The 26,982-nt window shown below is 63.5% G+C and carries 23 protein-coding genes and 1 pseudogene; 9 read left to right on the top strand and 15 right to left on the bottom strand.

Annotated features, from left to right (window positions below; translation table 11 throughout):
* Nucleotides 1-956 (bottom strand): annotated as a pseudogene (locus tag FDY95_RS26060) (gliding motility-associated C-terminal domain-containing protein); the annotation flags it as partial.
* A gap of 418 nt (nucleotides 957-1,374) precedes the next feature.
* Here FDY95_RS26060 and FDY95_RS26055 point away from each other — a divergent pair.
* The 8 genes from FDY95_RS26055 (at nucleotide 1,375) to FDY95_RS26020 (ending at nucleotide 9,151) form a co-directional block, all read left to right on the top strand.
* Nucleotides 1,375-2,046 carry a succinate dehydrogenase cytochrome b subunit gene (locus FDY95_RS26055; protein WP_138082706.1) on the top strand — a complete coding sequence of 224 codons (672 nt, stop codon included), beginning with the start codon at nucleotides 1,375-1,377 and terminating at the stop codon, nucleotides 2,044-2,046.
* Nucleotides 2,047-2,067: 21 nt separating this feature from the next.
* A complete protein-coding gene (locus FDY95_RS26050) occupies nucleotides 2,068-4,002 on the top strand; it encodes a fumarate reductase/succinate dehydrogenase flavoprotein subunit (RefSeq protein WP_138082704.1) in 1,935 nt (644 codons plus the stop codon).
* Nucleotides 4,003-4,157: 155 nt separating this feature from the next.
* A complete protein-coding gene (locus FDY95_RS26045; protein WP_138082702.1) occupies nucleotides 4,158-4,913 on the top strand; it encodes a succinate dehydrogenase/fumarate reductase iron-sulfur subunit in 756 nt (251 codons plus the stop codon).
* Nucleotides 4,914-5,066: 153 nt separating this feature from the next.
* Nucleotides 5,067-5,594: an NADPH-dependent FMN reductase gene (locus FDY95_RS26040; protein ID WP_138082700.1), complete on the top strand. Its 528-nt coding sequence runs from the start codon at nucleotides 5,067-5,069 to the stop codon at nucleotides 5,592-5,594.
* 97 nt (nucleotides 5,595-5,691) lie between these two features.
* The gene (locus FDY95_RS26035; protein ID WP_138082698.1) at nucleotides 5,692-6,072 is read left to right on the top strand and encodes a hypothetical protein; all 381 of its coding nucleotides are present in this window, start codon (nucleotides 5,692-5,694) and stop codon (nucleotides 6,070-6,072) included.
* Between the two features lie 61 nt (nucleotides 6,073-6,133).
* On the top strand, nucleotides 6,134-6,922 hold the full coding sequence (locus tag FDY95_RS26030) for an MbnP family protein (RefSeq protein ID WP_138082696.1): 789 nt from the start codon (nucleotides 6,134-6,136) through the stop codon (nucleotides 6,920-6,922).
* A 12-nt stretch (nucleotides 6,923-6,934) separates the two neighbouring features.
* Nucleotides 6,935-7,993, top strand: coding sequence for a cytochrome-c peroxidase (locus FDY95_RS26025; RefSeq protein WP_138082694.1), 1,059 nt, complete (start codon nucleotides 6,935-6,937; stop codon nucleotides 7,991-7,993).
* Between the two features lie 54 nt (nucleotides 7,994-8,047).
* Nucleotides 8,048-9,151: a cytochrome-c peroxidase gene (locus FDY95_RS26020; RefSeq protein WP_246074134.1), complete on the top strand. Its 1,104-nt coding sequence runs from the start codon at nucleotides 8,048-8,050 to the stop codon at nucleotides 9,149-9,151.
* 81 nt (nucleotides 9,152-9,232) lie between these two features.
* Here FDY95_RS26020 and ftsZ read toward each other — a convergent pair whose 3' ends face one another.
* From ftsZ to mraZ, 14 genes are all read right to left on the bottom strand, one after another.
* Entirely contained in the window at nucleotides 9,233-10,810 is a 1,578-nt protein-coding gene (gene ftsZ / locus FDY95_RS26015; RefSeq protein WP_138082692.1) for a cell division protein FtsZ, read from the bottom strand.
* Between the two features lie 133 nt (nucleotides 10,811-10,943).
* On the bottom strand, nucleotides 10,944-12,329 hold the full coding sequence (gene ftsA, locus FDY95_RS26010; RefSeq protein WP_138082690.1) for a cell division protein FtsA: 1,386 nt from the start codon (nucleotides 12,327-12,329) through the stop codon (nucleotides 10,944-10,946).
* A gap of 84 nt (nucleotides 12,330-12,413) precedes the next feature.
* Nucleotides 12,414-13,178, bottom strand: coding sequence for a cell division protein FtsQ/DivIB (locus FDY95_RS26005; protein ID WP_246074133.1), 765 nt, complete (start codon nucleotides 13,176-13,178; stop codon nucleotides 12,414-12,416).
* Nucleotides 13,162-14,634 (bottom strand): UDP-N-acetylmuramate--L-alanine ligase, encoded by a 1,473-nt coding sequence (murC, locus tag FDY95_RS26000; RefSeq protein ID WP_138082688.1) that lies wholly within the window; start codon nucleotides 14,632-14,634, stop codon nucleotides 13,162-13,164. Before murC ends, FDY95_RS26005 begins: the two co-directional genes overlap by 17 nt.
* Nucleotides 14,634-15,785 (bottom strand): undecaprenyldiphospho-muramoylpentapeptide beta-N-acetylglucosaminyltransferase, encoded by a 1,152-nt coding sequence (gene murG, locus FDY95_RS25995; RefSeq protein WP_138082686.1) that lies wholly within the window; start codon nucleotides 15,783-15,785, stop codon nucleotides 14,634-14,636. The genes murC and murG overlap by 1 nt, the downstream gene beginning before the upstream one ends.
* Nucleotides 15,785-15,982 carry a hypothetical protein gene (locus FDY95_RS25990; RefSeq protein WP_138082684.1) on the bottom strand — a complete coding sequence of 66 codons (198 nt, stop codon included), beginning with the start codon at nucleotides 15,980-15,982 and terminating at the stop codon, nucleotides 15,785-15,787. The genes murG and FDY95_RS25990 overlap by 1 nt, the downstream gene beginning before the upstream one ends.
* A gap of 30 nt (nucleotides 15,983-16,012) precedes the next feature.
* The gene (locus tag FDY95_RS25985; RefSeq protein WP_138082682.1) at nucleotides 16,013-17,203 is read right to left on the bottom strand and encodes an FtsW/RodA/SpoVE family cell cycle protein; all 1,191 of its coding nucleotides are present in this window, start codon (nucleotides 17,201-17,203) and stop codon (nucleotides 16,013-16,015) included.
* 84 nt (nucleotides 17,204-17,287) lie between these two features.
* On the bottom strand, nucleotides 17,288-18,670 hold the full coding sequence (gene murD / locus FDY95_RS25980; RefSeq protein ID WP_138082680.1) for a UDP-N-acetylmuramoyl-L-alanine--D-glutamate ligase: 1,383 nt from the start codon (nucleotides 18,668-18,670) through the stop codon (nucleotides 17,288-17,290).
* Nucleotides 18,671-18,674: 4 nt separating this feature from the next.
* A complete protein-coding gene (gene mraY / locus FDY95_RS25975; RefSeq protein ID WP_138082678.1) occupies nucleotides 18,675-19,895 on the bottom strand; it encodes a phospho-N-acetylmuramoyl-pentapeptide-transferase in 1,221 nt (406 codons plus the stop codon).
* 264 nt (nucleotides 19,896-20,159) lie between these two features.
* Nucleotides 20,160-21,647, bottom strand: a complete 1,488-nt coding sequence (locus tag FDY95_RS25970; RefSeq protein ID WP_394348405.1) for a UDP-N-acetylmuramoyl-L-alanyl-D-glutamate--2,6-diaminopimelate ligase — start codon at nucleotides 21,645-21,647, stop codon at nucleotides 20,160-20,162.
* Nucleotides 21,648-21,678: 31 nt separating this feature from the next.
* Nucleotides 21,679-24,018 (bottom strand): penicillin-binding protein, encoded by a 2,340-nt coding sequence (locus FDY95_RS25965; protein WP_138082676.1) that lies wholly within the window; start codon nucleotides 24,016-24,018, stop codon nucleotides 21,679-21,681.
* A 12-nt stretch (nucleotides 24,019-24,030) separates the two neighbouring features.
* On the bottom strand, nucleotides 24,031-24,681 hold the full coding sequence (locus tag FDY95_RS27090; RefSeq protein WP_317129522.1) for an FtsL-like putative cell division protein: 651 nt from the start codon (nucleotides 24,679-24,681) through the stop codon (nucleotides 24,031-24,033).
* Nucleotides 24,682-24,688: 7 nt separating this feature from the next.
* Nucleotides 24,689-25,645 carry a 16S rRNA (cytosine(1402)-N(4))-methyltransferase RsmH gene (gene rsmH, locus FDY95_RS25955; protein WP_138082674.1) on the bottom strand — a complete coding sequence of 319 codons (957 nt, stop codon included), beginning with the start codon at nucleotides 25,643-25,645 and terminating at the stop codon, nucleotides 24,689-24,691.
* Between the two features lie 2 nt (nucleotides 25,646-25,647).
* Complete coding sequence (mraZ, locus tag FDY95_RS25950) at nucleotides 25,648-26,121, bottom strand: division/cell wall cluster transcriptional repressor MraZ (RefSeq protein WP_138082672.1); 474 nt, start codon at nucleotides 26,119-26,121, stop codon at nucleotides 25,648-25,650.
* 391 nt (nucleotides 26,122-26,512) lie between these two features.
* Here mraZ and FDY95_RS25945 point away from each other — a divergent pair, with 391 nt between their 5' ends.
* Nucleotides 26,513-26,971 (top strand): hypothetical protein, encoded by a 459-nt coding sequence (locus FDY95_RS25945; RefSeq protein ID WP_138082670.1) that lies wholly within the window; start codon nucleotides 26,513-26,515, stop codon nucleotides 26,969-26,971.
* Nucleotides 26,972-26,982: the final 11 nt, after the last annotated feature.

Below are 26,982 nucleotides of genomic sequence, written 5' to 3'. Positions count from 1 at the left end.
GGCCAGCTGAAGCGGCCCACGGCCCGGCCCGGCACGCTGAGCGTGGTCACGAAGCTGGCCGGGGTGGGCAGCATGCCCCCGTAGGCGGAGAGGCGCAGCAGGTTGTTGTCCGGGTCGGTGGCCGTCACCGTGCGCGTGAGGGTGGTGCCGGCCACCACGCACGTGTCGCGCGGCACCGTGATGGTCGGGCGCTGGTTGCTGCTGGCAAACACCGTTATCTGCATGTCGCGCACGACTTCCCCAATCAGGCGTTTGCCGCCGAACGCGTCGCGCCGCCATTCCTCCACCACAAACGCCACGTTGTACTCGCCCAGGCCCAGCGGACTCGGTGCGTTCCAGACGAGCTGCCCCGTGCGCACATCTATTTCCAAAATGGCGGCATTGCCGGGGGCGCCTACCGGCGGACCGGCATAGGCCACCTGTACGCCATTGCGGGAAACCGATTGATCTTGCGGATACACGTAGCCGGGCAGATCGACCGGGTTGGGCACGTTCCCGTTGTTTAGCACTCCCAAAACGCCGCGCGGTTCCCACTGGCACACACGCAGGCGGTACACCAAGGAGTCCCCATCGGCATCGAAAGCCGCAGGATTGTGCAAAAACACCTGCCCGGCGGCTGCCCGGTCCACGGCCGGGGCGTTGAGCACAGGCGAGTGGTTGACACCGACCAACGGACTGATGTTAATCTTGGTGTGGATGTAGAAGTTGCGCGAAGACGACTGCGGAACGTTGCGGATGCCTCCGTTACGATTCTCACCAATAAAGCTGATGGTGTAGCTACCGGCGGCGGCGTACGTGTGGTCAAAATAATACACGTTACGGTTTACACCGTTGCCAATATTGACGCGGCTCACCCGGCGCACGGCATTTTGCCCGCTACTGGTCCCGTCGCCGTAAAAGATGGTTTCCGTATCGTTGTTATCAGCAATCTGGGAAGCGTCCGTGTAGGTCACCATCTTAAAAAAGATGCGCAGCGGGTTGCGGGCGGCCGTAGTATCGGTCTGAGCCTGGATGTCGCCGGCGCGGATGTGGGTAGCCCGGGCCGGGAATGCAACCAGTATGCTAATTGCGCCTAAGAACGCCGAACCGGCCAAAGCCCGTAGGCAGCCGCGGAGTAATGAAAGAATCATACTGCTAGACGGTTAGAAAGCGTCGGCAAGAAAAAAAGACGGTAAAAAAGGATGATATCATCCTAACAAACGCCGCAAACAATCGGTTGTCCTAACGGCATCATCGTTGTAACGGCAAGTCCGGAGCACTGGTTCACCGGCCCGGCAGCCATTTGGCGGGAATGCAAAGCGAATTGTTTCGTTGCGGGTCGGGGTGTACCTTTGACCGGTTCAACCGACCTTTTTCTCACCCTTCCGTTCACCTATGAGTTGGCTTAGCAACGCGCTTACCAGCAGCATTGGCCGCAAAATCATCATGGCCGTCACGGGCCTGTTCCTGTGCTCGTTCCTGGTGGTTCACTTAGTCGGCAACCTCCAGTTGTTTAAGAACGATGGCGGCGCCGCTTTTAATATCTACTCCCATTTCATGGGGACCAATCCCGTCATCCGCACCCTGGAAATCGGGCTGCTGCTGGGGTTTGCGTTTCACATTTACGAGGCCGTTGCCCTGACCGGCAAGAACCGTAAGGCCCGGGGCGGCCAGGGCTACGTAGCCAACCACATCGAGCAGAACTCGCCCTGGCAGTCCCGCAACATGGGTCTGCTGGGCACCATCATCCTGATCTTCCTGCTGGTCCACCTCTACAACTTCTTCTACCGCGCCCGTTTCGGCGACCTGGACCCGGACATCAACAACAACGCCGACCTCTACACGCTGGTCGTCAGCTCGTTTCACCAGTGGTGGTACGTGCTGCTCTACGTGCTGGCGCAGGTAGCCCTGTGCTACCACCTCATCCACGGCTTCAAAAGCGCCTTCCAGTCCCTGGGCCTGACGCACCGCAAGTACACGCCGCTGGTTACGTACGCGGGCTACGCCTTCGCCGTGCTGGTATGCGCGGGCTTCGCGGCCATGCCGCTGTACTTCTTCTTCCAGTAACCCACCCGGTCTAGACTACTTATGATCCTGGACGCCAAAATCCCCGACGGCCCTATCGCCGAGAAATGGGACAAGCATAAGTTCAACGTCAAGCTCGTCAACCCCGCCAACAAGCGGAAGTACGACGTCATCGTGGTGGGCACCGGCCTGGCCGGGGCTTCGGCCGCCGCCTCGCTGGCCGAGCTGGGCTACAACGTGAAGGCCTTCACCTTCCACGACTCGCCCCGCCGCGCCCACTCCATCGCCGCGCAGGGTGGCATCAACGCCGCCAAGAACTACCAGAACGACGGTGACTCGGTGTACCGCCTGTTCTACGACACGGTGAAGGGCGGCGACTACCGCGCCCGCGAAGCCAACGTGTACCGCCTGGCCCAGGTGTCGGTGAACATCATCGACCAGTGCGTGGCCCAGGGCGTGCCCTTCGCCCGCGAGTACGGCGGATTGCTGGCCAACCGCTCGTTCGGCGGGGCCCAGGTAAGCCGCACGTTCTACGCCCGCGGCCAGACCGGGCAGCAGCTGCTGCTGGGCGCCTACTCGGCCCTGAGCCGGCAGGTGGCCTACGGCAAAGTGAAGCTGTACACCCGCTCGGAAATGCTCGACGTGGTGATTATCGACGGGCAGGCGCGCGGCATCATCACCCGCAACCTGATTACCGGCGAGATTCAGCAGCACGCGGCCCACGCGGTGGTGCTGGCCACCGGCGGCTACGGCAACGTGTTCTACCTGAGCACCAACGCCAAGTACTGCAACGTAACGGCTGCCTGGCGCGCCCACAAGAAGGGCGCCTTCTTCGCCAACCCCTGCTTCACCCAGATTCACCCCACCTGCATCCCCGTCTCGGGCGACTACCAGTCGAAGCTGACGCTGATGTCGGAGTCCTTGCGCAACGACGGGCGCGTGTGGGTGCCCAAGACGGTGGAAATGGCCGAGCGCCTGCGCGCCGGGCAGATTCACGTCAACGACATCAAGGAGGAAGACCGGGACTACTTCCTGGAGCGCAAATACCCCGCCTTCGGTAACCTGGTGCCCCGCGACGTGGCCTCGCGCAATGCCAAGCAGATGTGCGACGAAGGTCGGGGCGTGGGCTCCTCGGGCCTGGCCGTGTACCTCGATTTCAGCGAAATCATCAAGCGCATCGGCGCCGACGGGGTGAGCCAGAAGTACGGCAACCTCTTCGCCATGTACGAGAAAATCACCGACGAGGACCCGTACAAGCAGCCCATGCGCATCTACCCGGCCGTGCACTACACCATGGGCGGCCTGTGGGTGGACTACAACCTGCAGACCACCATTCCGGGCCTGTACGCCACCGGGGAGTGCAACTTCTCCGACCACGGCGCCAACCGCCTCGGCGCTTCGGCCTTGATGCAGGGCCTAGCCGACGGCTATTTCGTGATTCCCTACACCATCGGCGACTACTTGGCCAAGACCAAGCCGGTGCCCGTCGATGCCAAGCACCCGGCCTTTGCCGAGGCGGAAGCAGCGGTGCGGGAGCGAATCAGCAAGTTCCTGAGCATCAACGGCACGCGTACGCCGGACGACTTCCACAAGGCCCTGGGCCACATCATGTGGGAGTACTGCGGCATGGCCCGCACGGCCGAGGGCCTGCAGCACGCCAAAAAGGAAATCCAGAAGCTGCGCAAGGAGTTCTGGCAGGACCTGAAAGTGGTGGGCGTAAACGACGACCTCAACCAGACCCTGGAAAAAGCCGGCCGCGTAGCCGACTTCCTGGAGCTGGGCGAGCTGATGGTGGACGACGCCTACAACCGCAACGAAAGCTGCGGCGGCCACTTCCGCGAGGAGTACCAGGATGCCAAGGGCGAAGCCAAGCGCGACGACGAGAACTACGCCTACGTGGCCGCCTGGGAATACATGGGTGACAACCAGCCGGAGCGTCTCAACAAGGAGCCGCTGGAGTTCGAAAACGTGAAGCTGTCGACCCGCAGCTACGAGTAGGTTGAAGGAATTCTGAATTATGAATGCTGAATTCTGAATTAGTTGATGGCCCGGCCGTCCGTCAGAATCCACAGCACGACCCCAATTCAGAATTTATAATTCAGAATTCAAAATTTGAAATAGAAATGGCTGGAAGTAACCCCAATGCCAAACCAATGAACCTCACGCTGAAGGTGTGGCGGCAGCAAAACCGCAACACCCAAGGCAACATCGTGGATTACCAGGTGCGTGATATCTCCCCGGATATGTCCTTCCTGGAAATGCTCGACGTGCTGAACGAGGACCTGCTGCGCAAGGGCGACGAGCCCGTGGCCTTCGACCACGACTGCCGCGAAGGCATCTGCGGCTCGTGCAACCTGTTCATCAACGGCCGCGCCCACGGCCCGGAGCCGGGCACCACGACCTGCCAGCTGCACATGCGCAAATTCTCCGACGGCGACACCATCACCATTGAGCCCTGGCGCGCCGAGGCTTTTCCGGTGAACAAGGACCTGTCGGTGGACCGCTCGGCGTTTGACCGCATCATCCAGGCCGGCGGCTACGTGTCGGTAAACACCGGCGGCGTACCCGACGCCAACGAAATTCCCATCCCCAAGTCCATTGCCGACCAAGCTTTTGACGCGGCTACCTGCATCGGCTGCGGCGCCTGCGTGGCGGCCTGCAAGAATGCTTCGGCCATGCTGTTCGTCTCGGCCAAGGTATCGCAGCTCGCGCTGCTGCCCCAGGGCCAGGTGGAGCGCAAAACCCGCGTGGAGAACATGATTGCGCAGATGGACAAGGAAGGTTTTGGCGCCTGCACCAACATCGGCTCCTGCGCCGCCGAGTGCCCGGTGGGCATTTCGCTGGAAAACATTGCCATCCTGAACCGCGAATTCCTGGCGGCCAAGGCTACCTCGAATAACCTTGCCTAAGGCTTCGTAGTTTGCAACGCAGAAAAGCGAATCAGCCCGGCTGGTTCGCTTTTTTGTTGTTCTCCCGCGTCGGAATTGAGAATCAAGAAGGTCGAGCCTGCCTGCTGGGCGCCCTAATTCTTAATTTTTAATTCTTAATTTTTAATTGACCCGATGATAACCATCGTTGCCAGTACCAATCGGCCGAACTCCCGCGCCCGGCGCATCAGCGAGCTGTACGCCGCCCAGCTGCGCGAATTCGGGGCCGAGGTGCAGATTCTGGACCTGGCCGCCCTGCCCGCCGACTTCACGGCCACGGCGCTTTACCACAACGTGGGCAGCCACCCGGAATTCAACGTGCTGGTGGATATGGCCAGCTCGGCCGATAAGCTGGTGTTTGTGGTGCCGGAGTACAACTGCTCCTACCCCGGCGTGCTCAAGGCCTTCATCGACGGGCTACCCTACCCCGGCGGCATCCGCGACAAGAAAGCGGCGCTGGTGGGCCTCTCGTCGGGCACGCAGGGCGGGCTGCTGGCCCTGAGCCACCTTACCGACGTGCTGATGTACCTGGGCACGGCCGTGCTGCCCATGCGCGTGCGCCTGCCCAACATCGAAGCCAGCCTTACCACCACCGGCGAGCTGCGCAATCCGCTGTTCGAGCAGCTGTTGCGGGAACAAGCGGAACAATTGTTGCGGTTCTAAGTGCGAGGCGGCCAACCCGCGGCGCCGGAACCGCATCATCGGATAACAACCCGGCCTTCACGTTATCTTTAGGCCTGCCACTGCTTCTTTCGCCGCTATGCACCAGTGCCTGGTCGTGTTCCTTTCCCTGCTCATCCTGCTGCAGTCGTTCAGCCGGGAAGTGCTGGTTTTGGATTACGCCCTGCACCGGCAGCGCATCACGGAACAGTTTTGCGTGAACAAAAACCGGCCCCAACTGCGCTGCAACGGCCGCTGCCACCTGCGTAAGCAATTGGCTAAAACTGACGACGCGGAGAAGAAAGCGCCGCAAAACCACGCCAAGCTCAAGTTCGAAGCCCTGCCGCTGACTCGCTTCTGCTACCAGCCGCCCCGCCGCACCATGCCGGCCGTTCGGGCTGGGTTTGGGCAGCTGCGTGCGCCGCGCATTGGGATGGAAGTGAACCGGGACGTTTTTCGGCCGCCCGTACTGCGGCGCTGATTGCTCCGCAGCACGGGGCGCCCCAACGCCCCTTCTTCCCTACCACCCCAGCTTACCGTTCATGTCTTTCCGTACCCTCCCGGCAGCTCTTGCCACCCTGCTTCTCGGCGCCGCCATCGGCCTGACCGCCTGCGAAGACGATGATCAACCCAGCACCGTCACGACGGGCAAAATCAACTTCGAGTTTGAAAACGTAGTTGGCAGCCAAGCCCTGGTGATAGGCGACGCCTATTCGACGCTGGCCGGCGAACAGATTACCGTCAGCAAGTTCAACTACATCCTCAGCAACTTCCAGTTCACCAAAACGGATGGCACGGTGTGGGCGGAGCCCGAAAGCTACCACCTCGTGAAGCAGTCCGATACGAACTCGCGCAAGTTTGCCATCGAGGGCGTCCCGTTTGATACCTACACCAAAGTCACGTTTACCATCGGCGTCGACAGCGCCCGCAACATGGCGGGCGCGCAGACGGGCGCCCTGGCCCCGAACAACGACATGTACTGGGGCTGGGTCTCGGGCTACATCTTCCTGAAGCTGGAGGGCACCTCGCCGCAATCGACCAGCAACGGGGTCTACAGCTACCATGTCGGCGGCTTCCGCAAGCCCTACGTGAGCATGCGTACGGTGTCGCCGGCGTTGCCCACGGGCGTGGCGTCCTTGCAGGTCACGGCCAGCCAGTCTCCGGAACTCCACCTGAAAGCTGACGTGCAACGCGTATTTGCCGGGCCCCACCCCGTCAGCCTGCGGCAAATGAGCGGCACGGGCCACGGCGCCGACTCCAGTGGCGTGAAACTGGCCATCAACTACGCCGCCGGCATGTTCCGCATCGACCACGTGCACAACGGCGACTAAGCCTTCCTGCTCATGAAACGTGCTTGGACAGCCCCGCTGGCCGCCGTGCTGGCGGGGCTGCTCATGGCAGGGTGCCACCCCGATGCCGACGTGCTGACCTCGCCCGAGGCGGTACCCGGCAGCGTTGTGCCCCGTAATTTTCCGCCGCCCGCATACGGCCCCGAGCAAAACCCGCCCGACCGCGCTACCTTCGAGCTGGGCCGCAGCCTGTTCTACGACCCGCTGCTCTCGCGCGACAGCACCATTTCCTGCGGCTCCTGCCACCGCCAGGCCGATGCCTTTGCCGATGCCGGCCGCCAGTTGAGCCTGGGGGTGCAGGGTCGCCTCGGGCCCCGCAATGCGCCGCCCCTACAAAACATGCGCTGGCGCCGCACCCTGATGTGGGACGGTGCCGTGTCGCACATCGAGATGCTGCCGCTGGCACCGCTCGGCAACGCCCTGGAAATGGACGAAACCCTGCCGCACGTACTGGCGAAGCTCAACCGTCACCCCAGCTACCCGGCGCGCTTTGCCAGCATCTACGGCGCGGGCCCCATCACCTCTTACCAGTTGCTGCGGGCACTGGCGCAGTTTACGGCCGCCCTTACTTCCGCCAACAGCCGCTACGACCAGTACGTGCGCCACGAAACGGGCGGTACCTTCTCGTCCGCAGAACTGCGCGGCCTGGCCGTATTCCAGGCCAACTGCGCCAGCTGCCACGCCACCGACCTGTTCAGCGACGAAACCTACCGCAACAACGGCCTGGACGGTAGCTTTCCGCAGGATTCGGGGCGAGCGCACATCACTGGCCGCCCGGCGGAACGCGGCTTGTTCAAAGTACCGTCGCTGCGCAACGTGGCGCGCACGGCGCCCTACATGCACGACGGCCGCTTCCAGACGCTGGCCCAGGTGCTCGACCACTACGACCACGGCGTTGTTAGCTCCGCCACCCTCGACCCGCTGCTACGCCGACCCGATGGCCGCCTCGGCCTGCCCCTCAACGCGCAGCAGCGCACCGACCTGCTGGCCTTTCTGCAGACGCTTACCGATGACTCGTTTCTACACAATCCGCAATTGGCGCCGCCACAGTGAACCGCCCCCCGCGAATCGTAGTTACCTTTCCACCACCGCTATTCTCTTTCGCCTGTGCCGCACCTTGTCACGCTCCGCCGCTTGTTCTCCCTGGCTGCCGCCACCGCGTTGCTGGTGGCCGCCTGCAAGCCCGATAAGGACGTAGAACAGGCCTTTCCGGCACCCACGCCCCTGACGCTGGCCAGGCCTCAGGATTTTCCGGCCATAGTGCCCATGCCCGCCGACAACCCGCTGACGGAGGAAGGAGTGGCGCTGGGCCGGATGCTCTTCTACGAGAAGAAGTTATCGGGTGACGGCACGATTTCGTGTGGTTCCTGCCATCAGCAGAGCAAGGCCTTTACCGACGGTCGGGCACGGGCCATCGGCGTGGGTGGTCAGCAGCACGCTCGCGGCAGCATGGCTCTGATAAATATGGCTTGGGAGCAGGATTTCACCTGGGATGGAGCACATACCAAGCTGGAACAGCAAGCGCGTACGCCGCTGGAAAACCCGGTGGAAATGCATCAGTCGCTGGCGACGAGCGTGACCAAGCTGCAGGCCACAAATAACTACCCCAAGCTTTTCGGCCGCGCCTTCGGCTCGTCGCGCATCACCGAGGAAAACGTGCTAAAGGCGCTGGCCCAGTTTGAGCGCACGCTGGTATCGTCTAACTCGCGCTACGACAAAGCCAAGCGCGGGGAGTCTTACTTATTGCCTAATGAACTGCAGGGCAAGCAATTGATGGGCCACGCCACCACCTTTGTACGCGGAGCCGAATGCCAGCACTGCCACGATACGGAGCTGTTTAGCGGTCCGACCCATACGTTCTTCAACAACGGCCTCGACCTGCCGCCTTTCACCGATCCGGGCCGAGGCGGCATCACCGGCGTGGCGTTCGAACGGGGGATGTTCAAAGCCCCTACCCTGCGCAACATCGCCCTAACGGACCCCTACATGCACGATGGGCGCTTCAAAACGCTGGAAGAAGTGTTGGATCAGTACAGCGAGCATGTGCAGATCAGCCCTAACCTCGATCCGCAGTTGGTGAATAGTCCCAACGACCCATCCAAAAAAATCATGCTTACGGCAGCAGAGAAGCAGAAAATCATTGCTTTCCTCCACACCCTTACCGATTCCACCTTCATCACCGACCCACGCTTCTCCGACCCCAACCCGTAGTCGGTTTCGGGAAATACTTATAAACAGGAAGCCCCGCTCAGCAATTGAGCGGGGCTTCCTGTTTATAATCCGGCGGGTCGCTTAGTCCACGTTGTCGTGCAGGAAGCGGTTGTCGCCGAGCAGCTCGTTGTCGTCCGAGAGGTTGAAGCGCGAGATGTTGCGCTCCGACGAGGGCTGCACCTGCTCCAGCTTCACTTGGCGGCGCAGGTAGGCCGGCACTTCCAGCTGCTCCTTCATCGCGTCGTTGGAAATGCCGTTGCTCAGCTCCATCAACCGGCGACGGCGCTCCTCGGCGCGGGCATCAAGCGAAGGCCGCGAAGCCGGGGCGGCCTGCGGCGCCTCGGGGGCAGCCGTCGGCTGTTGCTGCACGGCCTGCAGCGGCTCCGGCGCCGACGGCGCGGGGTACACCACCGGCGGCACGAAGGGCGAGGGCGACTGTTCCAGATCGAAGCGGGCCTGGGGCTGCTCCGGCTGGGCCGACGGCGTCACGGGCGGATACTCGGCGCTGGCCACGGGGGCGGCTACCGGAGCAGGCGGCGTCGCCACGGGGGTAGCTGCCGGCCGCACTGCGGCTACGGGCTCGTGCCGGTCCTTGTCGAACAGGTTGATCTGCGGATCGGCCGTCACGGGCATGGTTTCCGTCTTGGCGGGCTGCAGGTCGCTGAAGCCGCCCATGATGGAGATGCTGTGCGTGTCGCGGGCGAAGCCGGTGGCAATAACCGTCACGCGGATGCTCTGACCCAGCGTGGAGTCGATGCCGTGGCCAAAAATCACCTCGGCATCCTGGCCGGCTTTGGCCTGAATGTACTCCGTGATTTCCGTCAGCTCGTCCATTTCCAGCTCGGCCTGGTCGCCCGACATGATGCTGAGCAGGATTTTTTGCGCGCCGTGGATGTCAGTGTTGTTGAGTAGCGGCGAGGCCAGGGCCTCTTCGGCCGAGCGCCGGGCGCGGTTCTCGCCCTCGGTGATGCTCGAGCCCATCACGGCCGCGCCCGAGTCCTTCATGACGGTTTTCACGTCTTCAAAGTCCACGTTCACGTCGGCCGTCACGGTGATGATTTCGGCAATGGACTTGGCGGCGGTGCTCAGCACGTTATCAGCCTTGGCGAAAGCCGAGCGGATGGGCAGGTTGCCGTACATCTCGCGCAGCTTGTCGTTAAGGATGACGAGCACCGTGTCGCAGTTTTCGCTCAGGTCGCGGATGCCCATTTCGGCCTGCTGCCGCTTCTTGCGCCCCTCAAACATGAAGGGTGCCGTCACGATGCCGACCGTCAGGATGCCCAGCTCCTTGGCTACTTTAGCAATGACCGGGGCCGCACCGGTGCCCGTGCCACCGCCCATGCCGGCGGTGATGAACACCATTTTGGTCCCGTTGCTGAGCAACTCGCGGATTTGCTCCCGGCTTTCGATGGCGGCCTGCTTGCCGCGCTCGGGGTTGGCGCCCGCGCCGAGGCCTTCGGTCAGGTCGACGCCGATTTGCAGTCTATTGGGCACCGAAGAACTCTGCAAAGCCTGCTTGTCGGTGTTGCAGATGACGAATTCGACGTCCTTGATGCCCTGGGAGAACATGTGGTTGACGGCGTTGGAGCCGCCGCCGCCCACGCCAATCACCTTGATGATGGACTTGCCCTGGGGGGTAATATCAAATTTAAAATCCATATGGCGGGGGAGTCAGATGGCGGGAGAAATGGCCGGGGGCTTGACGTACCAAATGGTTAAATGGCTGGGAGTTCGGGCGCCGATGTGCGCTGCTTGAACGTCCAACCATTTAACCATCTGACAATGTAGCCATTTAGTACTGTTTGTCGTCGAAATCGTCGATGAGCAGGCCTTTCGTACGGCTCAGAATGTCGCGGAAGAAACCGGCGGCCTTGCTCGGCTGCTTGGGTTGCTCGGGCTGCTTCGGCTGATCCGACTTGGCCTGCTGGCCCTGGGGCTGCACCGGCTGGGTGTTCTGCCGGGCCGGGGCCTCGTGGGGCCGGGTCATGGTGTACTCGTCGTACTGCTGGCGGCCGCCGCGGTCATCCAGGGAGCGGTAGCCCGACAGCACGAGGCCCACCGTGGTAGCGTACATCGGCGACTTGACGGCCTCGATGCGCGACTTGCCCAGGTGTTCGTTGGGGTAGCCGATGCGGGTATCCATGCCGGTGATGTACTCGGTGAGCTGCACTAGATTCTGCAGCTGCGAGCCACCACCCGTCAGCACGATGCCGGCGGCCAGGCCTTTCTCGAAGCCGGTGCGCTGAATCTCGGCGTACACCAGCTCCATGATTTCCTCCATGCGGGCCTCGATGATGTAGGCCAGGTTCTTCAGGCTGATTTCCTTGGGTGCCCGGTCGCGCAGACCGGGGATGCTCACGATTTCGTATTCGGAAGCTTCCTCGGCAATGGCCTTGCCGAACTTCACCTTCAGCTGCTCGGCCTGGTTCTGCATCACCATGCAGCCCTGCTTGATGTCCGAAGTGATGATGTTGCCGCCGAAGGGCAGCACCGCCGCGTGGCGGATGATGCCGTCCTTGAAGATGGCCAGGTCGGTGGTGCCGCCGCCGATGTCAATCAGCACCACACCGGCTTCCTTCTCCTCGTCCGACAGCACCGACATGCTGGACGCCAGCGGCTCCAGAATCAGGTTGTCGATTTCCAGCCCAGCCTTGGTGACGCACTTGTTGATGTTGTTGATGGCCGTGCTCTGGGCGGTGATGATGTGGAAGTTGCCTTCCAGCCGCACGCCCGACATGCCCACCGGGTCCATGATGCCCTCCTCGTAATCCACCTTGTAGTCCTGGGGCATTACGTGGATGATTTCCGAGCCGGGCGGCGTCACCAACCGATACATGTCGTTGGTGAGGCGCATCACGTCTTCCTGGGTAATTTCCGAATCGGCGGAGGCGCGGGTAATCGAGCCGTTGTGTTGCAGCGACTTGATGTGCTGCCCGGCAATTCCCACATTGACAATGCCGATATTAATTCCCGACTGCTCTTCGGCCTGGCGGATGGCGCGCTTAATGGCGTCCACGGTCTTGTCGATATTCGACACGATACCGCGCACCACGCCTTCCGACACGGCTTTGCCCATGCCCAGAATTTCGAGCTTGCCGAATTCATTTTTGCGGCCCACTAAGGCGCAGATTTTGGTGGTGCCGATGTCGAGGCCGACGACGATTTTATCTTGTTGCATGGGGTGAGTCAGGGCAGTGGAGAGGTGTTCGGGAGGGCAACTAGGGCAGAAAACGCAGAAATCCAGCGCATTTAAACGCTGGCGCTATTCGCAAATTATTTGGTTTTGGAATTCCACATTGACGCGGTGATAGGTGTCCCATCCTAAAGCTGGGGGAATTTGGCGGTAAAATACCATTAGTTTGGCAAATTTTTCCGGAATATTCTCCGGATATCCAAACTCCACGCGCTGGTCACCTACCTGCTGGGTGAAAATTATTTTCCCATTCGGGGACAAAAATACTTCGGCGACCTGAGCCCGCCAGAAAGCGTGTTCGTCTACGTAACGCAGAAATTCAAGATACCGCGTTCCGGTAGAATCTTGGAAAAATTGAGCATTTAATGGCGTACCTCCAACTCGGGCAATGGGCACGACCCGCGCCGAGTACAAGCTCGACAGTGGCAGCGGCTGCCCGTCGGCGTCGAGGTAGCGGTCCTGGGCGGCATCGGGGTGCACGAGGCGGGCAATGGGGCGGTTCTGGCGCACATCGGCGTGCAGGTTGCCGCCCAGGTCGCGGTACACCTGTGCGTCCTTCACGAACGGGTGCGTCTTGAGGCGGCCTTCGAGGGCGCGCAGGTCCAGGTCCTGCGGGGCGGCGCCGCGCAGCTGCTGGTTTCCGTCGCGCGTGAGCAGGGCCGTCACTTGCTGTTCGCTGATGAAAAAGTTGTTGAATTCGTTGCTGATCGTGACGATGACCGCGCCCACCGGCCGCGAGGCCTGCCGCACGGAGGCAAAGACCGACAGGGCCGTCAGCAAAAGCAGACAGCCAATACCGAAAAGTACATTTTTTGCCTTACGCTTCAGCGCCATACCACTTATTCCGCAAGATTTTTTTCAATTCCGGCACCAGCTGGTCGATGTCGCCGGCGCCCACGGTGGCAATGACCTCAAACTCGTCGTCGGCGTAGCGTTCGGCCTGGATGGCCTGCTCTTTCGAGAGCAGGGCCTTGCGCGGGCTGGTGAGCTTGTCGAAGATGATTTCGGAGGTGACGCCCGCCATCGGCAGCTCGCGCGCCGGGTAGATGGGCAGCAGGATGACCTCGTCGGCCAGGCTCAGGCTCTGGGCGAAGCCCTCGGCAAAGTCGCGGGTGCGGCTGAAGAGGTGGGGCTGGAAGATGACGCGCAGCTTCTTGCCAGGGTATAGGGCCCGCACGGAGCGCAGAAACGCCTCGATTTCGCGCGGGTGGTGGGCGTAGTCGTCGAGGTAGGCCCGCTTCTCCCCTTGCGTCACCACGAACTCGAAGCGGCGGTTGACGCCGCGGTAGGCGGCTACGGCTTCGGGCAGCCGGCGCCAGTCGAGCCCGACGAGGTGGGCGGCGGCGGCGGCGGCCAGCATGTTTTCCACGTTGTGAAAGCCGGGCACGGGCAGCTCTAGGCCGGGCACGTGGGCATTTCCCAGGCCCGGCGCCACCAGTTCGAAGCGGAAGGTGTGGCCGTGGGCGTGCACGTCGGCGGTGTGCAGGTCGGGGCCCTGCTCGGCGCTGAGGCCGTAGCGCAGCACCCGCACGCCAGGCTGCACCGCGGCGGCCACGCTGGCGTCGGCGGTGTGGTTGAGCAGCAAGGTGCCGCCGGGCTTGATCTGGCTGGCGAAGTCGCGGAACGACTGCACCAGCGCGTCCTTGTCGCCGTAGATGTCGAGGTGGTCGGCGTCGGTGCTGGTGACGATGGCCACGTCCGGGTGCAGGGTGAGGAAGCTGCGGTCGTACTCATCGGCTTCGACGACAATGGGCACTTCGGCGGTGGTCAGTCCTGGGTTGTCGGTTGCCAGTTGCTCGGCCGAGGGGGGCAGCAGCAGGTTGGAGCCCAGGTTCACCGAAATGCCGCCCAGGAATGCTCCGGCGGGCAGGCCGGCGTGGTGCAGCAGGTGCGCCACCATGCTGCTGGTCGTGGTTTTGCCGTGGGTGCCGGCCACGGCCACGGTGCGGCGGCCGGTAGTGAGCAGGCCCAGCACCTGGCTGCGCTTGCGAATGTCGTAGCCGTTGTCCCGCAGCCAGGCCCACTCCTTGTGGTCCTTGGGAATGGCGGGCGTGAGCACCACCAGGGTCTTGTCTTTGTTGTCGCGTACTTCGGCTGGCAGGTGCTTGGGCGCGTCGTCGTAGTGAATCAGGATGCCTTCCTGGCTGAGCGCCTCGGTGAGCGGGGTGCGCGTCTTGTCGTAGCCCCACACGTGGTGGCCGTTGGCCCGAAACCAGCGCGCCAGGGCCGACATGCCGATGCCGCCGATGCCGAGGAAGTAGACGTAGGGAAACTGGGCGACGGGGTTCATCAGCGGGCTTGCTTGGCGCGTTGGCGGTCAATGAGGGCTTCCAGCTCGTCGACGATGGTACTCGTCGCGGCGGGCCGGGCCAGGGGCTGGATGTTGCGGCGCAGCTCATCCTGCCGGGCCGGGTCGCTCAGCAAATCCAGGGCCACGTCGTAGAGCTTGTCGGCGGCTTCGGCGTCGGTGACGAGCAGGGCGGCGGCGCGCGTGGAGAGGGCGCGGGCGTTTTTGGTCTGGTGGTCTTCGGCCACGTTGGGCGAGGGCACCAGCACGCAGGGCTTGGCCGTCAGGCACAGCTCCGACACCGACAGGGCCCCGGCGCGGCTGACAACCACGTCGGCGGCGGCGTAGGCCAGGTCCATGCGCTTGATGAATTCCAGCGCGTGCAGGTTGGCGCCTTGGTAGTCGGCGGCCTGCTGCTCGGCGGTGGGGAAATAGAGCTTGCCGGTTTGCCAGAGCAGCTGCACGCCGGCCTGTTGCAGGCGCGGCAGGGCGGCGGCCGTGGCCTGGTTCAGGGTGCGGGCCCCGAGGCTGCCGCCGATGACGAGCAGGACGGGCTTGTTGGGGTCGAGGCCGAAGAACTTCAGCGCCTCGGCCCGGTCGCCGCCGGCAATTTCGCTGCGTACGGGGTTACCGGTCAGCACGAGGCGGTCGGCGGGGAAAAACTGCTCCATGCCCTCGTAGGCCACGCAGATTTTGTCGACGCGGCGGGCCAGCAGCTTGTTGACGAGGCCGGCGTAGGAATTCTGCTCCTGAATGAGGGCGGGCACGGCGCGGGAAGTGGCGGCCAGCAGCACCGGGGCCGAGGCGTAGCCGCCCACGCCCACCACCGCGTCGGGGCGGAACGACTCGACCAGCTTGCCGGCCTTGCGCACCGATTGAAACACTTTCAGCGGGAACAACAGGTTTTCGGGCGTGAGGCGGCGCTGCAGGCCGCTGATGTTCAGCCCCACGATGCGGTAGCCGGCCTCGGGCACCCGGGTCATTTCCATGCGGCCGTTGGCGCCCACGAACAGGATGTCGGCGTCGGGGCGGCGGCGCTGCAGCTCGTTGGCAATGGCCACGGCCGGGAAAATGTGCCCACCCGTGCCGCCGCCGCTGATGATGACGCGGCAGGAGGCATTGGGGTTGGGCTCGATATGAGTGGGTGCTGACATCAGGGTTGGGTATTCGATTTTGTCCACGCCTCTAGCGGCACGTCAAATTCTTCGCAGGCAAAATCCTTTGCCATTTCTTCCGTGTCCTGCGGGTAATCGTACAGGCAGACACCGTGGTAATTATAGACGTACAGGTAGCAGCCTACAGCCGGCAGGTCCGGCTCCAGCTCAAAACGCTGGTTGTTAAAGTAAGCCACAGAGGTCATTGGAGCGTCGGCTGTTGAATGCTACGCCAGGGCGGTTTGTTTTGGAATGCGCGCTTCGTCTTCCGGCTCGCCCGTCATCGGGCGGATTTCCCGCTCACCGCGGCTCACGCTCAGGATGACACCGATGCTGATGCCGGTGAAAATCAGCGAGGTGCCGCCCATGCTCAGCATGGGCAACGGCAGACCGGTGATTGGGCCCAGGCCCACAGCCACGCCCATATTCACCATGGCCTGCAGCACCAGGCTGAAGCACAAACCCGCCGAGAGTAGGCCTCCGAAGGCGCCGTAGCTGCGCATCACCGTGAGCAGGCCGCGGTAGAGAAAGGCGAGGTAGAGGAACAGCACCCCGATGCCGCCGAGCATGCCGTATTCCTCGATGATGATGGCGTAGATGAAGTCGGAGTACGGGTGGGGCATGATGTTGCGCTCGGTACTCTGCCCGGGGCCCTTGCCCGCCACGCCGCCGGTCGCAATGGCTATATAGCTGTGCTCCAGCTGAAACGGCACCGGCTTGCTCTTGTCGGTGAAGCTCTCGATGCGCGACTTCACCGTGCCCCAGCGCTGGCCCAAGGTCAGGGCCACGCCGCCCAGGCTCATCACAATCAGAATGGTGAGCAGCATGTGCTTCAGCGGCACGCGGCCGATAAACATCAGCAGCAGGCAGGTGAAGAACAGCAGCAGGGCCGTGGAGGCATTCGACAGCACGATGAGGCCGCAGATGACGCCCACCCAGAGAATCACGGGCAGCAGCGTGGTTTTGAAGTTGTCGATGTACTGCTGGCGGCGGCTGAGCATGCTGGCCAGGTGCGAAATCAGCGCCAGCTTGGCCAAGTCGGAAGGCTGGAAGGTCTGGTTAATCACCGGAATGGTCATCCAGCGGGCCGCCCCGTTCACGCTGCCGCCCATCAGGTAGGTAAACAGCAGCAGGGGCACCGACAGCAGCAGCGCGTACAGCGAGAGGCGCGAGTAGTGCCGGTAGTCGATGCGGTGGGCCACCCACATCAAGGCCAGCCCGACGAAAATCAGGCTGGTGTGCTTGAACAGAATCATTTCCACCGAGCCGGCGCGGCCGCGCAGCTCGTTTTTGTACGCCAGCGTGCCGGTGGCGGAGTACACCACGGCCATGCTGATGAGCGAAAACACAATCACGATGCCCCAGAGCACCGGGTCGCCCTTTAGATTGCGCTGCAGCCAGGTTTTGACGGGTTCCATCGGCAAGTGGTGAAATGGTGAGTTGGTGAAATGGTGAGTTGATGGGCAGCGAAACGGTTACGTCAGAACGACAAACTCACCATTTCACAATTTCGCCAACTCACCGACGGCGTGGGCGAATTGCCGGCCGCGGTCCTCGTAGTTCTTGAACAGGTCGAAGCTGGCGCAGGCGGGCGAGAGCAGCACCACGTCGCCGGGCTGGGCCAGGACGGCGGCGCGGCGCACGGCCTCGCGCACGTCCTGGGTTTCTTCCACCACCGGCACCACCCCGTCGAAGGCGGCGCGCAGCTTGGCGTTGTCGACGCCGAGGCAGATCAGGGCCTTCACCTTTTCCCGGGCCAGCGGCAGCAGCGTTGAGTAGTCGTTGCCCTTGTCGGTGCCGCCCGCAATCCAGACCAGCGGAGCCTTCACGCCGTCGAGGGCGTACCAGGCGGCCTCCACGTTGGTGGCCTTGCTGTCGTTGATGAAGGGCACTCCGTTGATTTCGCCCACCGGCTGCAGCCGGTGCGCGGCGTTGCTGAAGGAAGGCAGCGCCGCCTCCAGCTGCTCCACCGACAGGCCGGCCACCCGGGCGGCCAGGATGGCGGCGGCCATGTTCTGGCGGTTGTGCTGGCCAATCAGCGGCGAGCGGGCAATGCTCACGTCCTCCGGGCCTTCGTCCTGCACCTGCGGCACGTCGAGGCGCAGCGTGGTTTCCGACACGTAGCGGGCGGCGCAGCGGATATCGGGGCGCTGGTGCAGGCTGAAGGGCAAATCGTTGGTATCCACGAACACCGATTGGTACTCCTGCTGAATCAGCCGGTCGTCGGCGTTGTAGACGAAGTAGGAGTTGCTGTCCAAGTTGCGGGTGATGCGCAGCTTGGCCTGGGCGTACTCCTCGATGCGGTAGTGGTAGCGGTCGAGGTGGTCGGGGGTGATGTTGAGCAGCACGGCCACGGTGGGCGTGTAGTCGTAGGTATCGTCGAGCTGGAAAGAGCTCAGCTCCAGCACAAACCAGTCGAAGGTATCCTCGATGACCTGCTCGGCGAACGAGTGACCCACGTTGCCGGCCAGGCCCACGTTGTAGCCGGCCTCCTTCAGCAGGTGGTAGGTCAGCAGCGTGGTGGTGGTTTTGCCGTTGGTGCCCGTAATGGCAATGCTCTGGGCCCGGGTGTAGCGGCTGGCCAGGTCGATTTCCGACATAACCTTGATGCCCTTTTCGCGCACGGCCTGCATTACCGGGGCTTTTTCCGGAATGCCCGGGCTCTTCACGATTTCGTCGGCCGCCAGGATTTCTTCGAGCGTGTGCGTGCCCTCCTCGAAGCGGATGCCGGCCTGCGTGAGCTTGTCCTTGTAGGCCGGCTTCAGCGCCCCGCCGTCCGACACGAACACATTGTAGCCTTTGGCCTGCCCGAGCAGCGCCGCCCCTACCCCGCTTTCGCCGGAGCCGAGAATGACCAGTTTTTTGCCTTCGCCGGAGTGCTGCATGGGGTTAGCGCAGTTTCAGGGTCACGAGAGTGAGAACGGCCAGCATGATGCCCACAATCCAGAAGCGCGACACGATTTTGGACTCGTGGTAGCCCAGCTTCTGGTAGTGGTGGTGCAGCGGCGACATGCGCAGCAGGCGGCGGCCTTCGCCGTACTTCTTCTTGGTGTACTTGAAGTAGCTCACCTGCACGATAACCGACAGGTTTTCAATCAGAAACACCCCGCAGAGCACCGGAATCAGCAGCTCCTTGCGCACGATGAGCGAGAGCACCGCAATGATGCCGCCGATGGCCAGCGAGCCGGTGTCGCCCATGAACACCTGCGCTGGGTAGCTATTGTACCACAAAAAGCCCACGCAGGCGCCCACGAAGGCGGTACAGAAAATGGTCAGCTCGCCCACGTTCGGAATGAACATGATGTCGAGGTAGTCGGCCAGCACGGCGTTGCCGCTCACAAAAGCGAAGATGCCCAGCGTAGTGCCGATGATGGCCGAGGTGCCGGCCGCCAGCCCGTCGAGGCCGTCGGTGATGTTGGCCCCGTTCGACACCGCCGTGATGATGAAAATCACGATGGGAATGTAGAAGAAGGCGTAGTACTCGTTGAAAAAGTCACCGGCGGTGGCAAACAGGTCGCCGTAGTTCAGCTCGTTGTTTTTGGCGAAGGGAATGGTGGTAATCATCAGCTTCACGTCCTGATAATACCGGCTGGCATCGACGGCCGAAAACTGCCCGTTCGGCAGCAGGTACTGGCGCACCGTCACGTCGTGGCTGAAGAAGAGCACCCAGCCCACCGTCAGCCCCAGCCCGATCTGGCCCAGCATCTTGAAGCGCCCGGCCAGGCCCTCCTTGTCCTTTTTCACCACCTTGATGTAGTCATCGACGAAGCCGATGAGGCCCAGCCACACGGTGCTGAGCAGCATCAGGATGACGTAGATGTTGTCGAGCTTGGCGAAGAGCAACGTGGGCACCAGAATGGCCAGCAGGATGATCAGGCCGCCCATGGTCGGGGTGCCCTTCTTCTCCATCTGCCCGGCCAGGCCCAGGTCGCGGATGCCCTCCCCGATCTGCCGCCGCCGCAGAATGGCAATCAGCTGCTTGCCGAACAGCTGGGCAATAATCAGCGAGGTGACCACGGCCATGGCGGCGCGGAACGAGGTGTATTGCATTACCCCCGTGCCGGGCACGTTGTAGTGGCGGTGCAAATAATCGAAGAGGTAGTAGAGCATTGGTCAGGGCTGGTGCGACGCCGGTTCAGGCGTCAGGAAGCCGCAAATTTTCGGCTTTTTCGGCAGTGGTCAAACGTTGCGTTTGTCGTGATTTTGTGCTATTCCGGTGGTGTTGAACGAACTCACCTGAACGTCATTCCGAGCTTGTCGAGGAATCTCGCGTGCTGATGCCAGGTAGTAAAATCCTGTTGTCCGGCTATTACTCTCGGACGTCAGCACGCGAGATGTCTCGACTTCGCTCGACATGACGTTCTAACAACGGCCTCATAAGCTCAGCAACTCATACGCCTCCTGCAGCACCAGCCGGTCGTCGAAGGCGGTGCGCTGTCCCTGGATTTCCTGGTAGTTTTCGTGGCCTTTGCCGGCCACCAGCACGATGTCGCCGGGGCGGGCCAGGGCGCAAGCGGTGCGGATAGCTTCGCGACGGTCGGGCACGGTGAGGTATTTATCGGCGTCGGTGGGGCGCACGCCGGCCTGCATCTGGTCGAGGATAACCTGCGGGTCCTCGTAGCGCGGGTTGTCGGAGGTGAGCACGGCGCGGTCAGAGAGGCGGCAGGCTAGGTCGGCCATAATGGGACGCTTGGCCGCGTCGCGGTTGCCGCCGCAGCCCACCACCGTGATGACGGCCTGCTCGGGGCGGCGGATGTCGGCAATGGTCTGCAGCACGTTTTCCAGCGCGTCGGGCGTGTGGGCGTAATCCACGATGCCTACCACGCGCTTGCGCGGCGACACCACCGGCTCGAAGCGGCCCGGCGCCGAGGTCAGCCCCGACAGTACCGTGAGCGTTTCTTCGGGCTCCTCGCCCAGCAGCACGGCCGCGCCGTACACGGCCAGCAGGTTGTAGGCATTGAACACCCCGATCAGGCGAAACTGCACCTCGCGCCCGTCCACTTCCAGCAGCAGGCCTTCCACGCTGTTTTCGATGAGGCGGCCGCGCACGTCGGCGGCCCCGCGCAGGGAGTAGGTGGCTTTGCGGGCCTTGGTGTTCTGCAGCATCACCATGCCGCGCTTGTCGTCGGCGTTGGTGAGGGCAAAAGCCCCGGCCGGCAGCATGTCGAAAAAGCCTTTCTTGGCCTTCAGGTAGTTGTCGAAGGTGCCGTGGTAGTCGAGGTGGTCGTGGGTGAGGTTGGTAAACAGGCCGCCGGCAAACTGCAGCCCGGTCACGCGGTGCTGCACCACCGAGTGCGAGCTGACTTCCATAAAGGCGTGGGTACACTTGGCGGCCACCATGCGCGCCAGCAGCTCGTTGAGCCGGATGGCGTCGGGCGTGGTGTGCGTGGCCGGAATGACGTCCTCCCCGATCTGGTTCTGCACCGTCGAGAGCAAGCCGGCCTTGTAGCCGCGGGCCGAAAACAGCTTGTGCAGCAGCGTGGCGCAGGTGGTTTTACCGTTGGTGCCCGTCACGCCCACCAGCTGCAGCTGCTTGCTGGGGTGGCCGTAGAAGGCCGCCGCCATGTGGCCCATGGCCTCAGCGCTGTCGGCCACCAGCACGTAGCTCACCGCTTCGCTCAGCTCGGCCGGCAGCTCCTCGCACACCACCGCCGTAGCGCCCTGGGCCACGGCTTTCGGGATGAACTGGTGCCCGTCGGCCTGTACGCCGCGCAGGGCGAAAAACACCGCGCCGGGCGCGGCCTGCCGCGAATCGAGCGTGAGGCTGCGCACTTCGGCATCGGCCGGGCCGCGCTGCTCCCGCACCGTTACGGCCGCGAGCAGGTCAGTGAGTTGGTGAGAGGCGGATTGGGAAGAAGTCAAGGCGGAAAAGCGGGAAAGTCAGCGGAAGAAATTAGGCCCGGCGGCCGGCGCGGCTGCGGCCCACGGGCTGGGCGGCAGCCGATTTGGGCCGGGCCGGCTTCTGGCCCGGAAACAGCTCGTCGGGCCGGGTGATGGGCTGGCCCGTGGGCGACACCGGCTCGGGAATCACCGTGGGCTCGGGGGCCACGGTGGGCTTGGGCGGGGCGTAGGGCAGCACCGGCGCCGGGGCCTTGGCCACCAGCGTAGGGTCTTTCAGCTCCAGCACCACCGTGGCGCCGCGCGTCACCGGCACACCGGCCGGCACGGATTGGCGGGCTACCCGGCCCGCGCCCACGGTGCGCACGCGCAGGCCGCGGTTTTCGAGCAGAAACAGCGCGTCGCGGCGGCTGAGGCCGGCCACGCTGGGCATGCGGCCGCGGCGCACCGGCAGGGCATTCCACTGCACCTGGCGGGCGCCCTCGGCGGCCTGGCCCTGCACCCAGTCGTCGGGGGCGGTGCCGGCGGCCTGGTTGGTCACGCCCATGTGGTTGCAGATCAGCTGCAGATCCTCCTGCATGCCGCCGTAGCTGGCGGGCACCAGCGTTTTGCGCACCGGGGCGCGGGCCAGCAGGGGGCGCTGGCTGGCCTGGTCGCGGGCCATGGCCTTGTCGGCCACTTCGCGGAACACCGGGGCGGCCACGTCGGCGCCGTAGATGCGGCCGTTCTTGGGCGAGTCGACCACCACGATGCACGAGTACTTGGGCTTGTCGGCCGGGAAGTAGCCGCAGAAGGAAGTCGAATAGGTCTTGGTGTAGCGGCCGTTCTTGAATTTCCAGGCCGTACCCGTTTTGCCGGCAATGCCGAAATCGGGCGTGCGGATGCCGCGGGCGGTGCCGTGGGTCACCACGCCTTCCATCATGGCCTTCACCTTGGCCAGCGTGGCGTCGGAGCAGATTTTGGGGTTGAGCACCTTGGCCTCAAACCGCTCCAGCACCTGCTCGTCCTGGCGGATTTCCTTGACAATCATCGGCTGAATCTTCACCCCGTCGTTGGCCACGGCGTTGTAGAAGGCCAGGGTCTGCAGCGGGGCCAGCTTCAGCTCGTAGCCGATGCTCATGGTCGACAACGACGTGTGGCTCCAGGAGCGGTCCGTGGGGTCCTTCACATAGGGCTTGGCCTCGCCCGACATCTGGAAGCCCAGCGGCTGGTGCAGCCCGAACTTCTTCAGGTAGTCGGTGTAGTCGGCGGGCTTGGCGGCGAAATGGTCGTTGACCAGCTTGGCCACCCCGATGTTGGAGGACTTCTCGAACACCTGCTGCACGGTGATGCGGCCGTAAGGGTGGGAGTCGGTTTTGACGGCCCCGGCAATCTTCATCGAGCCGGTGCGGCCGGTATTCACGGTGTCGGTGAGGTCCAGCTCGGGGTTGTCTTCGAACAGGGCCATCATCGAGGCCAGCTTGAAGGTGGAGCCGGGCTCGGTGCGGCCCTGGTCGGCAATGGCGTAGTTGTAGTCCTCGCGGTACACGCCCTCGGCCACCTTGCCCAGGTTGGCTACGGCCTTGATTTCGCCGGTTTTCACCTCCATCAGAATCACCGTGCCGTACTGGGCGTTGTTGTCCATCAGGCTGCGCAGCAGGGCGTTTTCGGCCACGTCCTGCAGGTTGATGTCGATGGTGGTCCGGATGTCGAAGCCGGCCTGGGGCTTGATTTCCGAGCCGTCGTACACGGGCTTGAGGCCGCCGGGCAGGCGCTCAAACAGCGCCTCGCCGTCCTTGCCGGCCAGCTCCTTGTTGTAGGTGTACTCCAGGCCCGCGCCGTGCTTCTCTTCGTTCACGAAGCCGATGGTGCGCTGGGCCAGCCCGCCGAAGGGCCGGAACCGTTTGTCCACTTTCTCGAAGATGACGCCGCCCTTGCGCTTGGCCCGGAAAATGGGCCAGGAGGCCAGCAGCTTCTTTTCCTGGAAGTTGATCTGCCGCGAGTTCAGGCGGATGTAGCGGCTGTTCTTTTTATACGCGTTGACGAGCCGCTGGCGGTATTCGCGCGGGCTCCGGTCCCCGAAAAAACGGGAGAGCAGCAAAGCCAGCGAATCGGCCTTGCTGTCGAACAGCTCGCTGCTTACCACCGACGGGTCCCAGGCCACCCGGTAGAAGGGCAGCGAGGTGGCCATGATGCTGCGCCCATCGGCGGCGAAAATGCTGCCGCGGGTGGCAAACACCGGCTGGTACACGATGCGCCGCTGCTGCTCCAAGGAGCGCCACTTCTCCCCTTCCTGGTACTGAATGCGCTGAATCTTCCAGACAATGGCGCTGGAAAACAGCAGCACGCCCAGGAAGGCGAGGCGCACCCGGGTGACAATGGATTTCTTAACGCTGCCCTGTTGCTGCTTGCTCATGGCTGGTGGGCGTTAGTGTTGCGGTTCGGCTTCGGGGGCCGTTTCCGGTTCGGCGGCCGGTAGCACGGGCGCGGTGGCCGCGGCGGCCAGCGAGTCGCGCACTGCCTGGGCGGCAATGGAGTCGGCCGTCAGCACCGGCAGCTCGTCGAGCCTGGCTTCTTCCAGCCCGCCGGCCGGCACCTTGATGCTGAACGGCGGCGAGGAGCTTTCCACGAGGCCGTAGGCGGCCACTTTGCGGGCCACCTCGCTCTGCTTGCTGGCCTCCATGTAGTCGGCCGACAGCGTGGTGTAGTCGGCGCGCAGGTCTTCGGTTTCGGTTTTCAGGCGCTGAATGCTGCGGTTCATGCGGGCCGCGTAGTGCGTGTTGCCGATGTAGACCAGAATCAGGAACATCACGAACAGCGTGTGCGGCAGAAAGCGCACTGGCACCCCGTCGCGAAACAGCCCGTCGACGTTGACCACCCGCTCCACCAGGGAGAAGATGCTCCACGTCGACTGCTTGCGCGGCTTGGGCTCGGGGCGCGGGGCGCGCTCGGCTTTGGGCGCGGGCTCGGCGTCCGGTTCGGGCGCACGCGTGGGCTCAGGCGCCGGGGGCGGCACCACTTCGCGCGGCGTGTTCTGGCGCGGCTGGGCGGCGGGTGGACGAGCGGTATTTACAGCCACGGACGGTTCAGGACTTAGGGTTCAGCGGGAAATCGTTCCGGATTCCAATCCGCAATTTAGCGCTGCGGGCCCGGTTGTTCAGCTGCAGTTCTTCCTCCGACGCGGTAATGGGCTTGCGCGTCAGCACCTCGAAGGGCTTTTGGGGGTTGCCGTACAGGTCCTTGTCGGCCTCCCCGAAGAATTTGCCAGCCGCCAGGTAGTTCTTCACCAGCCGGTCTTCCAGGGAGTGGTATGACATGACCACCAGCCGGCCGCCGGGCCGCAGCACCTGCGCGCATTGCTCCAGCATGGCCTTCAGCACGTCCATTTCGTTGTTCACCTCGATGCGCAGGGCCTGAAACACCTGCGCGAGGTACTTGTTTTCCTTGCCGCGCGGGGTGCAGCTGGCAATGGTTTTCTTGAGGTCGGCAATGGTCTGAATGCCGCGAGTACCCCGGCCCTGCGCCACGGCTTTGGCCAGGGTGCGGGCGTTCTGCACCTCGCCGTACATGCCGAAGATGCGGTGCAGCTCGCCCTCCGAGTAGTCGTTCACCACGTCGGCGGCCGTGGGGCCTTCGTCGGGGTTCATGCGCATGTCCAGCGGCCCGTCGAAGCGGGTGCTGAAACCGCGCTCCGGGGTATCGAACTGGTAGGACGACACGCCCAGGTCGGCCAGCAGGCCGTCCACGGGAATAGCGCCGCGGTTGTCCAGCTCGCGCTGCAGCTCCCCGAAGTTGGCGCGGATGAAGGTAAACCGGTCGCCGCGCGGGCCCTGCTGCAGCACCTGGGCCTGCCGCTCGGCGTCGGCGTCCTGGTCGAAGGAAAACAGGTGGCCCTGCGGCCCGAGCTGCTCCAGAATAGCCCACGAGTGTCCGCCACCGCCGAAAGTCACGTCGACGTAGCGGCCCTCGGGGCGCAGGTCGAGGCCGTCGAGGCACTCCTGCAGCATCACGGGGCGGTGGTACGTGGCGTTGGGGGTGTCCATGCTCATGCGGCGAGGCCGCCGGCGGGCGGGGTATCGGTGGTAAGAAACTTCTGGGCCAGCTTGGAGAAGCTCTGCTGGTCTTTGATCAGGAACTCGTCGTAGCGCGTGGGGTCCCAGATTTCGCAGCGGTTGCCCATGCCCACCACAATGGCTTCCTTCTCGATGCCGGCGTAGCGGCGCATGGAGCCCGGCAGCCCGAAGCGGCCGATGTTGTCGAATTCGACCTCGGTCATGCCACGGAAGAAGTTGCGCTGAAACTGCCGGTATTCCTCGTTGAACTCGTCCAGCGCCATCACCTTCTCGTGAATCACCTGCCAGGCCGAGCGCGGGTAGAGCACCAGGCAGGGCTCGAAGCCGCGCACCAGCACCAGCTGATTGCCCGACTGCTCGGGCAGGTTGGCCTTCACCTTGGCCGGCAGCACGAGCCGCCCTTTCGGGTCAAGCTTGCAGTCGTATTCGCCGGAGAGCAGGTGCATGGTGAGGATGGAAAACAGGGTCGGTAAGCAAAAGTACGCAAGCCTCGTGAAAAGGCCACCACCTTTTACCATTTTCTACCACCTGATAAAATGCGCTTAACAGGCCTGTTTGGGCGGTTTTTAACTGTGCGTGGTAGCGAGTGGGGAAGAAAGTGGTAAATCCAGTAAGACCGTTGCCAAAATGGCAGACGCCAGAACGTGCCAGGACCGGCAAGGCTGTGGCGAAGGCTTGAGCCCGCGTCCGCCAGGAGCCATCCACTGATTTTGTTCAAGCGGACGCGAACGGAACCGCAGGCAGGCGAAGCCAAGCCCGCGCTGCGTTCCAAATCCTGCACGCACCGCGCCGCATTCTGTACCAGGTCATCCGCGCGGCGGCTTGTATCTTTGGGTTGTGAACCAACGCTCGTTGCTCCTGCGCCTTACCAGCCTGTGGCTGGCCCTGCTGGTCCTTACCGCTTCGGTGGGCCTGACGGTGCAGCAGCACACCTGCCACCTGAGCGGCCGCACCCAGCGGGCGGTGGTGCTCACGCCGCACCACGGCTGCGCCCCCGCCGGCATGACGGTAGCCGGGTGCCAGCGGCCGGCCCCGCTGAAACAGCCGAGCGTCAAGGATGGGTGCTGCGAGTTCAGCGCCCACCACCACAAGGTCGACGCCTCGGCCCACGACCTGGGCTTGGGCAAAGTGCCGGTGCCGGCCCTGGTGGCCGTGCTGCCCCCCGCGCCGATGTGGCCCCAGCCCGCCGCCGCTGCGGTTGCTGCCCAAACGCGTATTCTGCACGCCGCCGATGCCTCGCCCCCAGCCCGCGCGGGCCGGGCGCTGCTGACGTTCGTGTGCGTGCTCGTGGTCTAGAGCAGGATTCT

Origin of the sequence: Hymenobacter jeollabukensis, assembly GCF_005771675.1 — a bacterium.
GTDB lineage: Bacteria > Bacteroidota > Bacteroidia > Cytophagales > Hymenobacteraceae > Solirubrum > Solirubrum jeollabukense.
Note: the sequence above shows the minus strand (reverse complement) of the source record. Positions and strands in the feature narration are given on the sequence as shown.

Excerpts from the sequence above, each read along its gene's own strand:
- FDY95_RS26055 (WP_138082706.1), top strand. The coding sequence starts at position 1,375 with ATGAGTTGGCTTAGCAACGCGCTTACCAGCAGCATTGGCCGCAAAATC.
- FDY95_RS26050 (WP_138082704.1), top strand. The coding sequence starts at position 2,068 with ATGATCCTGGACGCCAAAATCCCCGACGGCCCTATCGCCGAGAAATGG.
- FDY95_RS26045 (WP_138082702.1), top strand. The coding sequence starts at position 4,158 with ATGAACCTCACGCTGAAGGTGTGGCGGCAGCAAAACCGCAACACCCAA.
- FDY95_RS26040 (WP_138082700.1), top strand. The coding sequence starts at position 5,067 with ATGATAACCATCGTTGCCAGTACCAATCGGCCGAACTCCCGCGCCCGG.
- FDY95_RS26035 (WP_138082698.1), top strand. The coding sequence starts at position 5,692 with ATGCACCAGTGCCTGGTCGTGTTCCTTTCCCTGCTCATCCTGCTGCAG.
- FDY95_RS26030 (WP_138082696.1), top strand. The coding sequence starts at position 6,134 with ATGTCTTTCCGTACCCTCCCGGCAGCTCTTGCCACCCTGCTTCTCGGC.
- FDY95_RS26025 (WP_138082694.1), top strand. The coding sequence starts at position 6,935 with ATGAAACGTGCTTGGACAGCCCCGCTGGCCGCCGTGCTGGCGGGGCTG.
- ftsZ (WP_138082692.1), bottom strand. The coding sequence starts at position 10,810 with ATGGATTTTAAATTTGATATTACCCCCCAGGGCAAGTCCATCATCAAG.
- ftsA (WP_138082690.1), bottom strand. The coding sequence starts at position 12,329 with ATGCAACAAGATAAAATCGTCGTCGGCCTCGACATCGGCACCACCAAA.
- FDY95_RS26005 (WP_246074133.1), bottom strand. The coding sequence starts at position 13,178 with ATGGCGCTGAAGCGTAAGGCAAAAAATGTACTTTTCGGTATTGGCTGT.
- murC (WP_138082688.1), bottom strand. The coding sequence starts at position 14,634 with ATGAACCCCGTCGCCCAGTTTCCCTACGTCTACTTCCTCGGCATCGGC.
- murG (WP_138082686.1), bottom strand. The coding sequence starts at position 15,785 with ATGTCAGCACCCACTCATATCGAGCCCAACCCCAATGCCTCCTGCCGC.
- FDY95_RS25985 (WP_138082682.1), bottom strand. The coding sequence starts at position 17,203 with ATGGAACCCGTCAAAACCTGGCTGCAGCGCAATCTAAAGGGCGACCCG.
- murD (WP_138082680.1), bottom strand. The coding sequence starts at position 18,670 with ATGCAGCACTCCGGCGAAGGCAAAAAACTGGTCATTCTCGGCTCCGGC.
- mraY (WP_138082678.1), bottom strand. The coding sequence starts at position 19,895 with ATGCTCTACTACCTCTTCGATTATTTGCACCGCCACTACAACGTGCCC.
- FDY95_RS25965 (WP_138082676.1), bottom strand. The coding sequence starts at position 24,018 with ATGAGCAAGCAGCAACAGGGCAGCGTTAAGAAATCCATTGTCACCCGG.
- rsmH (WP_138082674.1), bottom strand. The coding sequence starts at position 25,645 with ATGGACACCCCCAACGCCACGTACCACCGCCCCGTGATGCTGCAGGAG.
- mraZ (WP_138082672.1), bottom strand. The coding sequence starts at position 26,121 with ATGCACCTGCTCTCCGGCGAATACGACTGCAAGCTTGACCCGAAAGGG.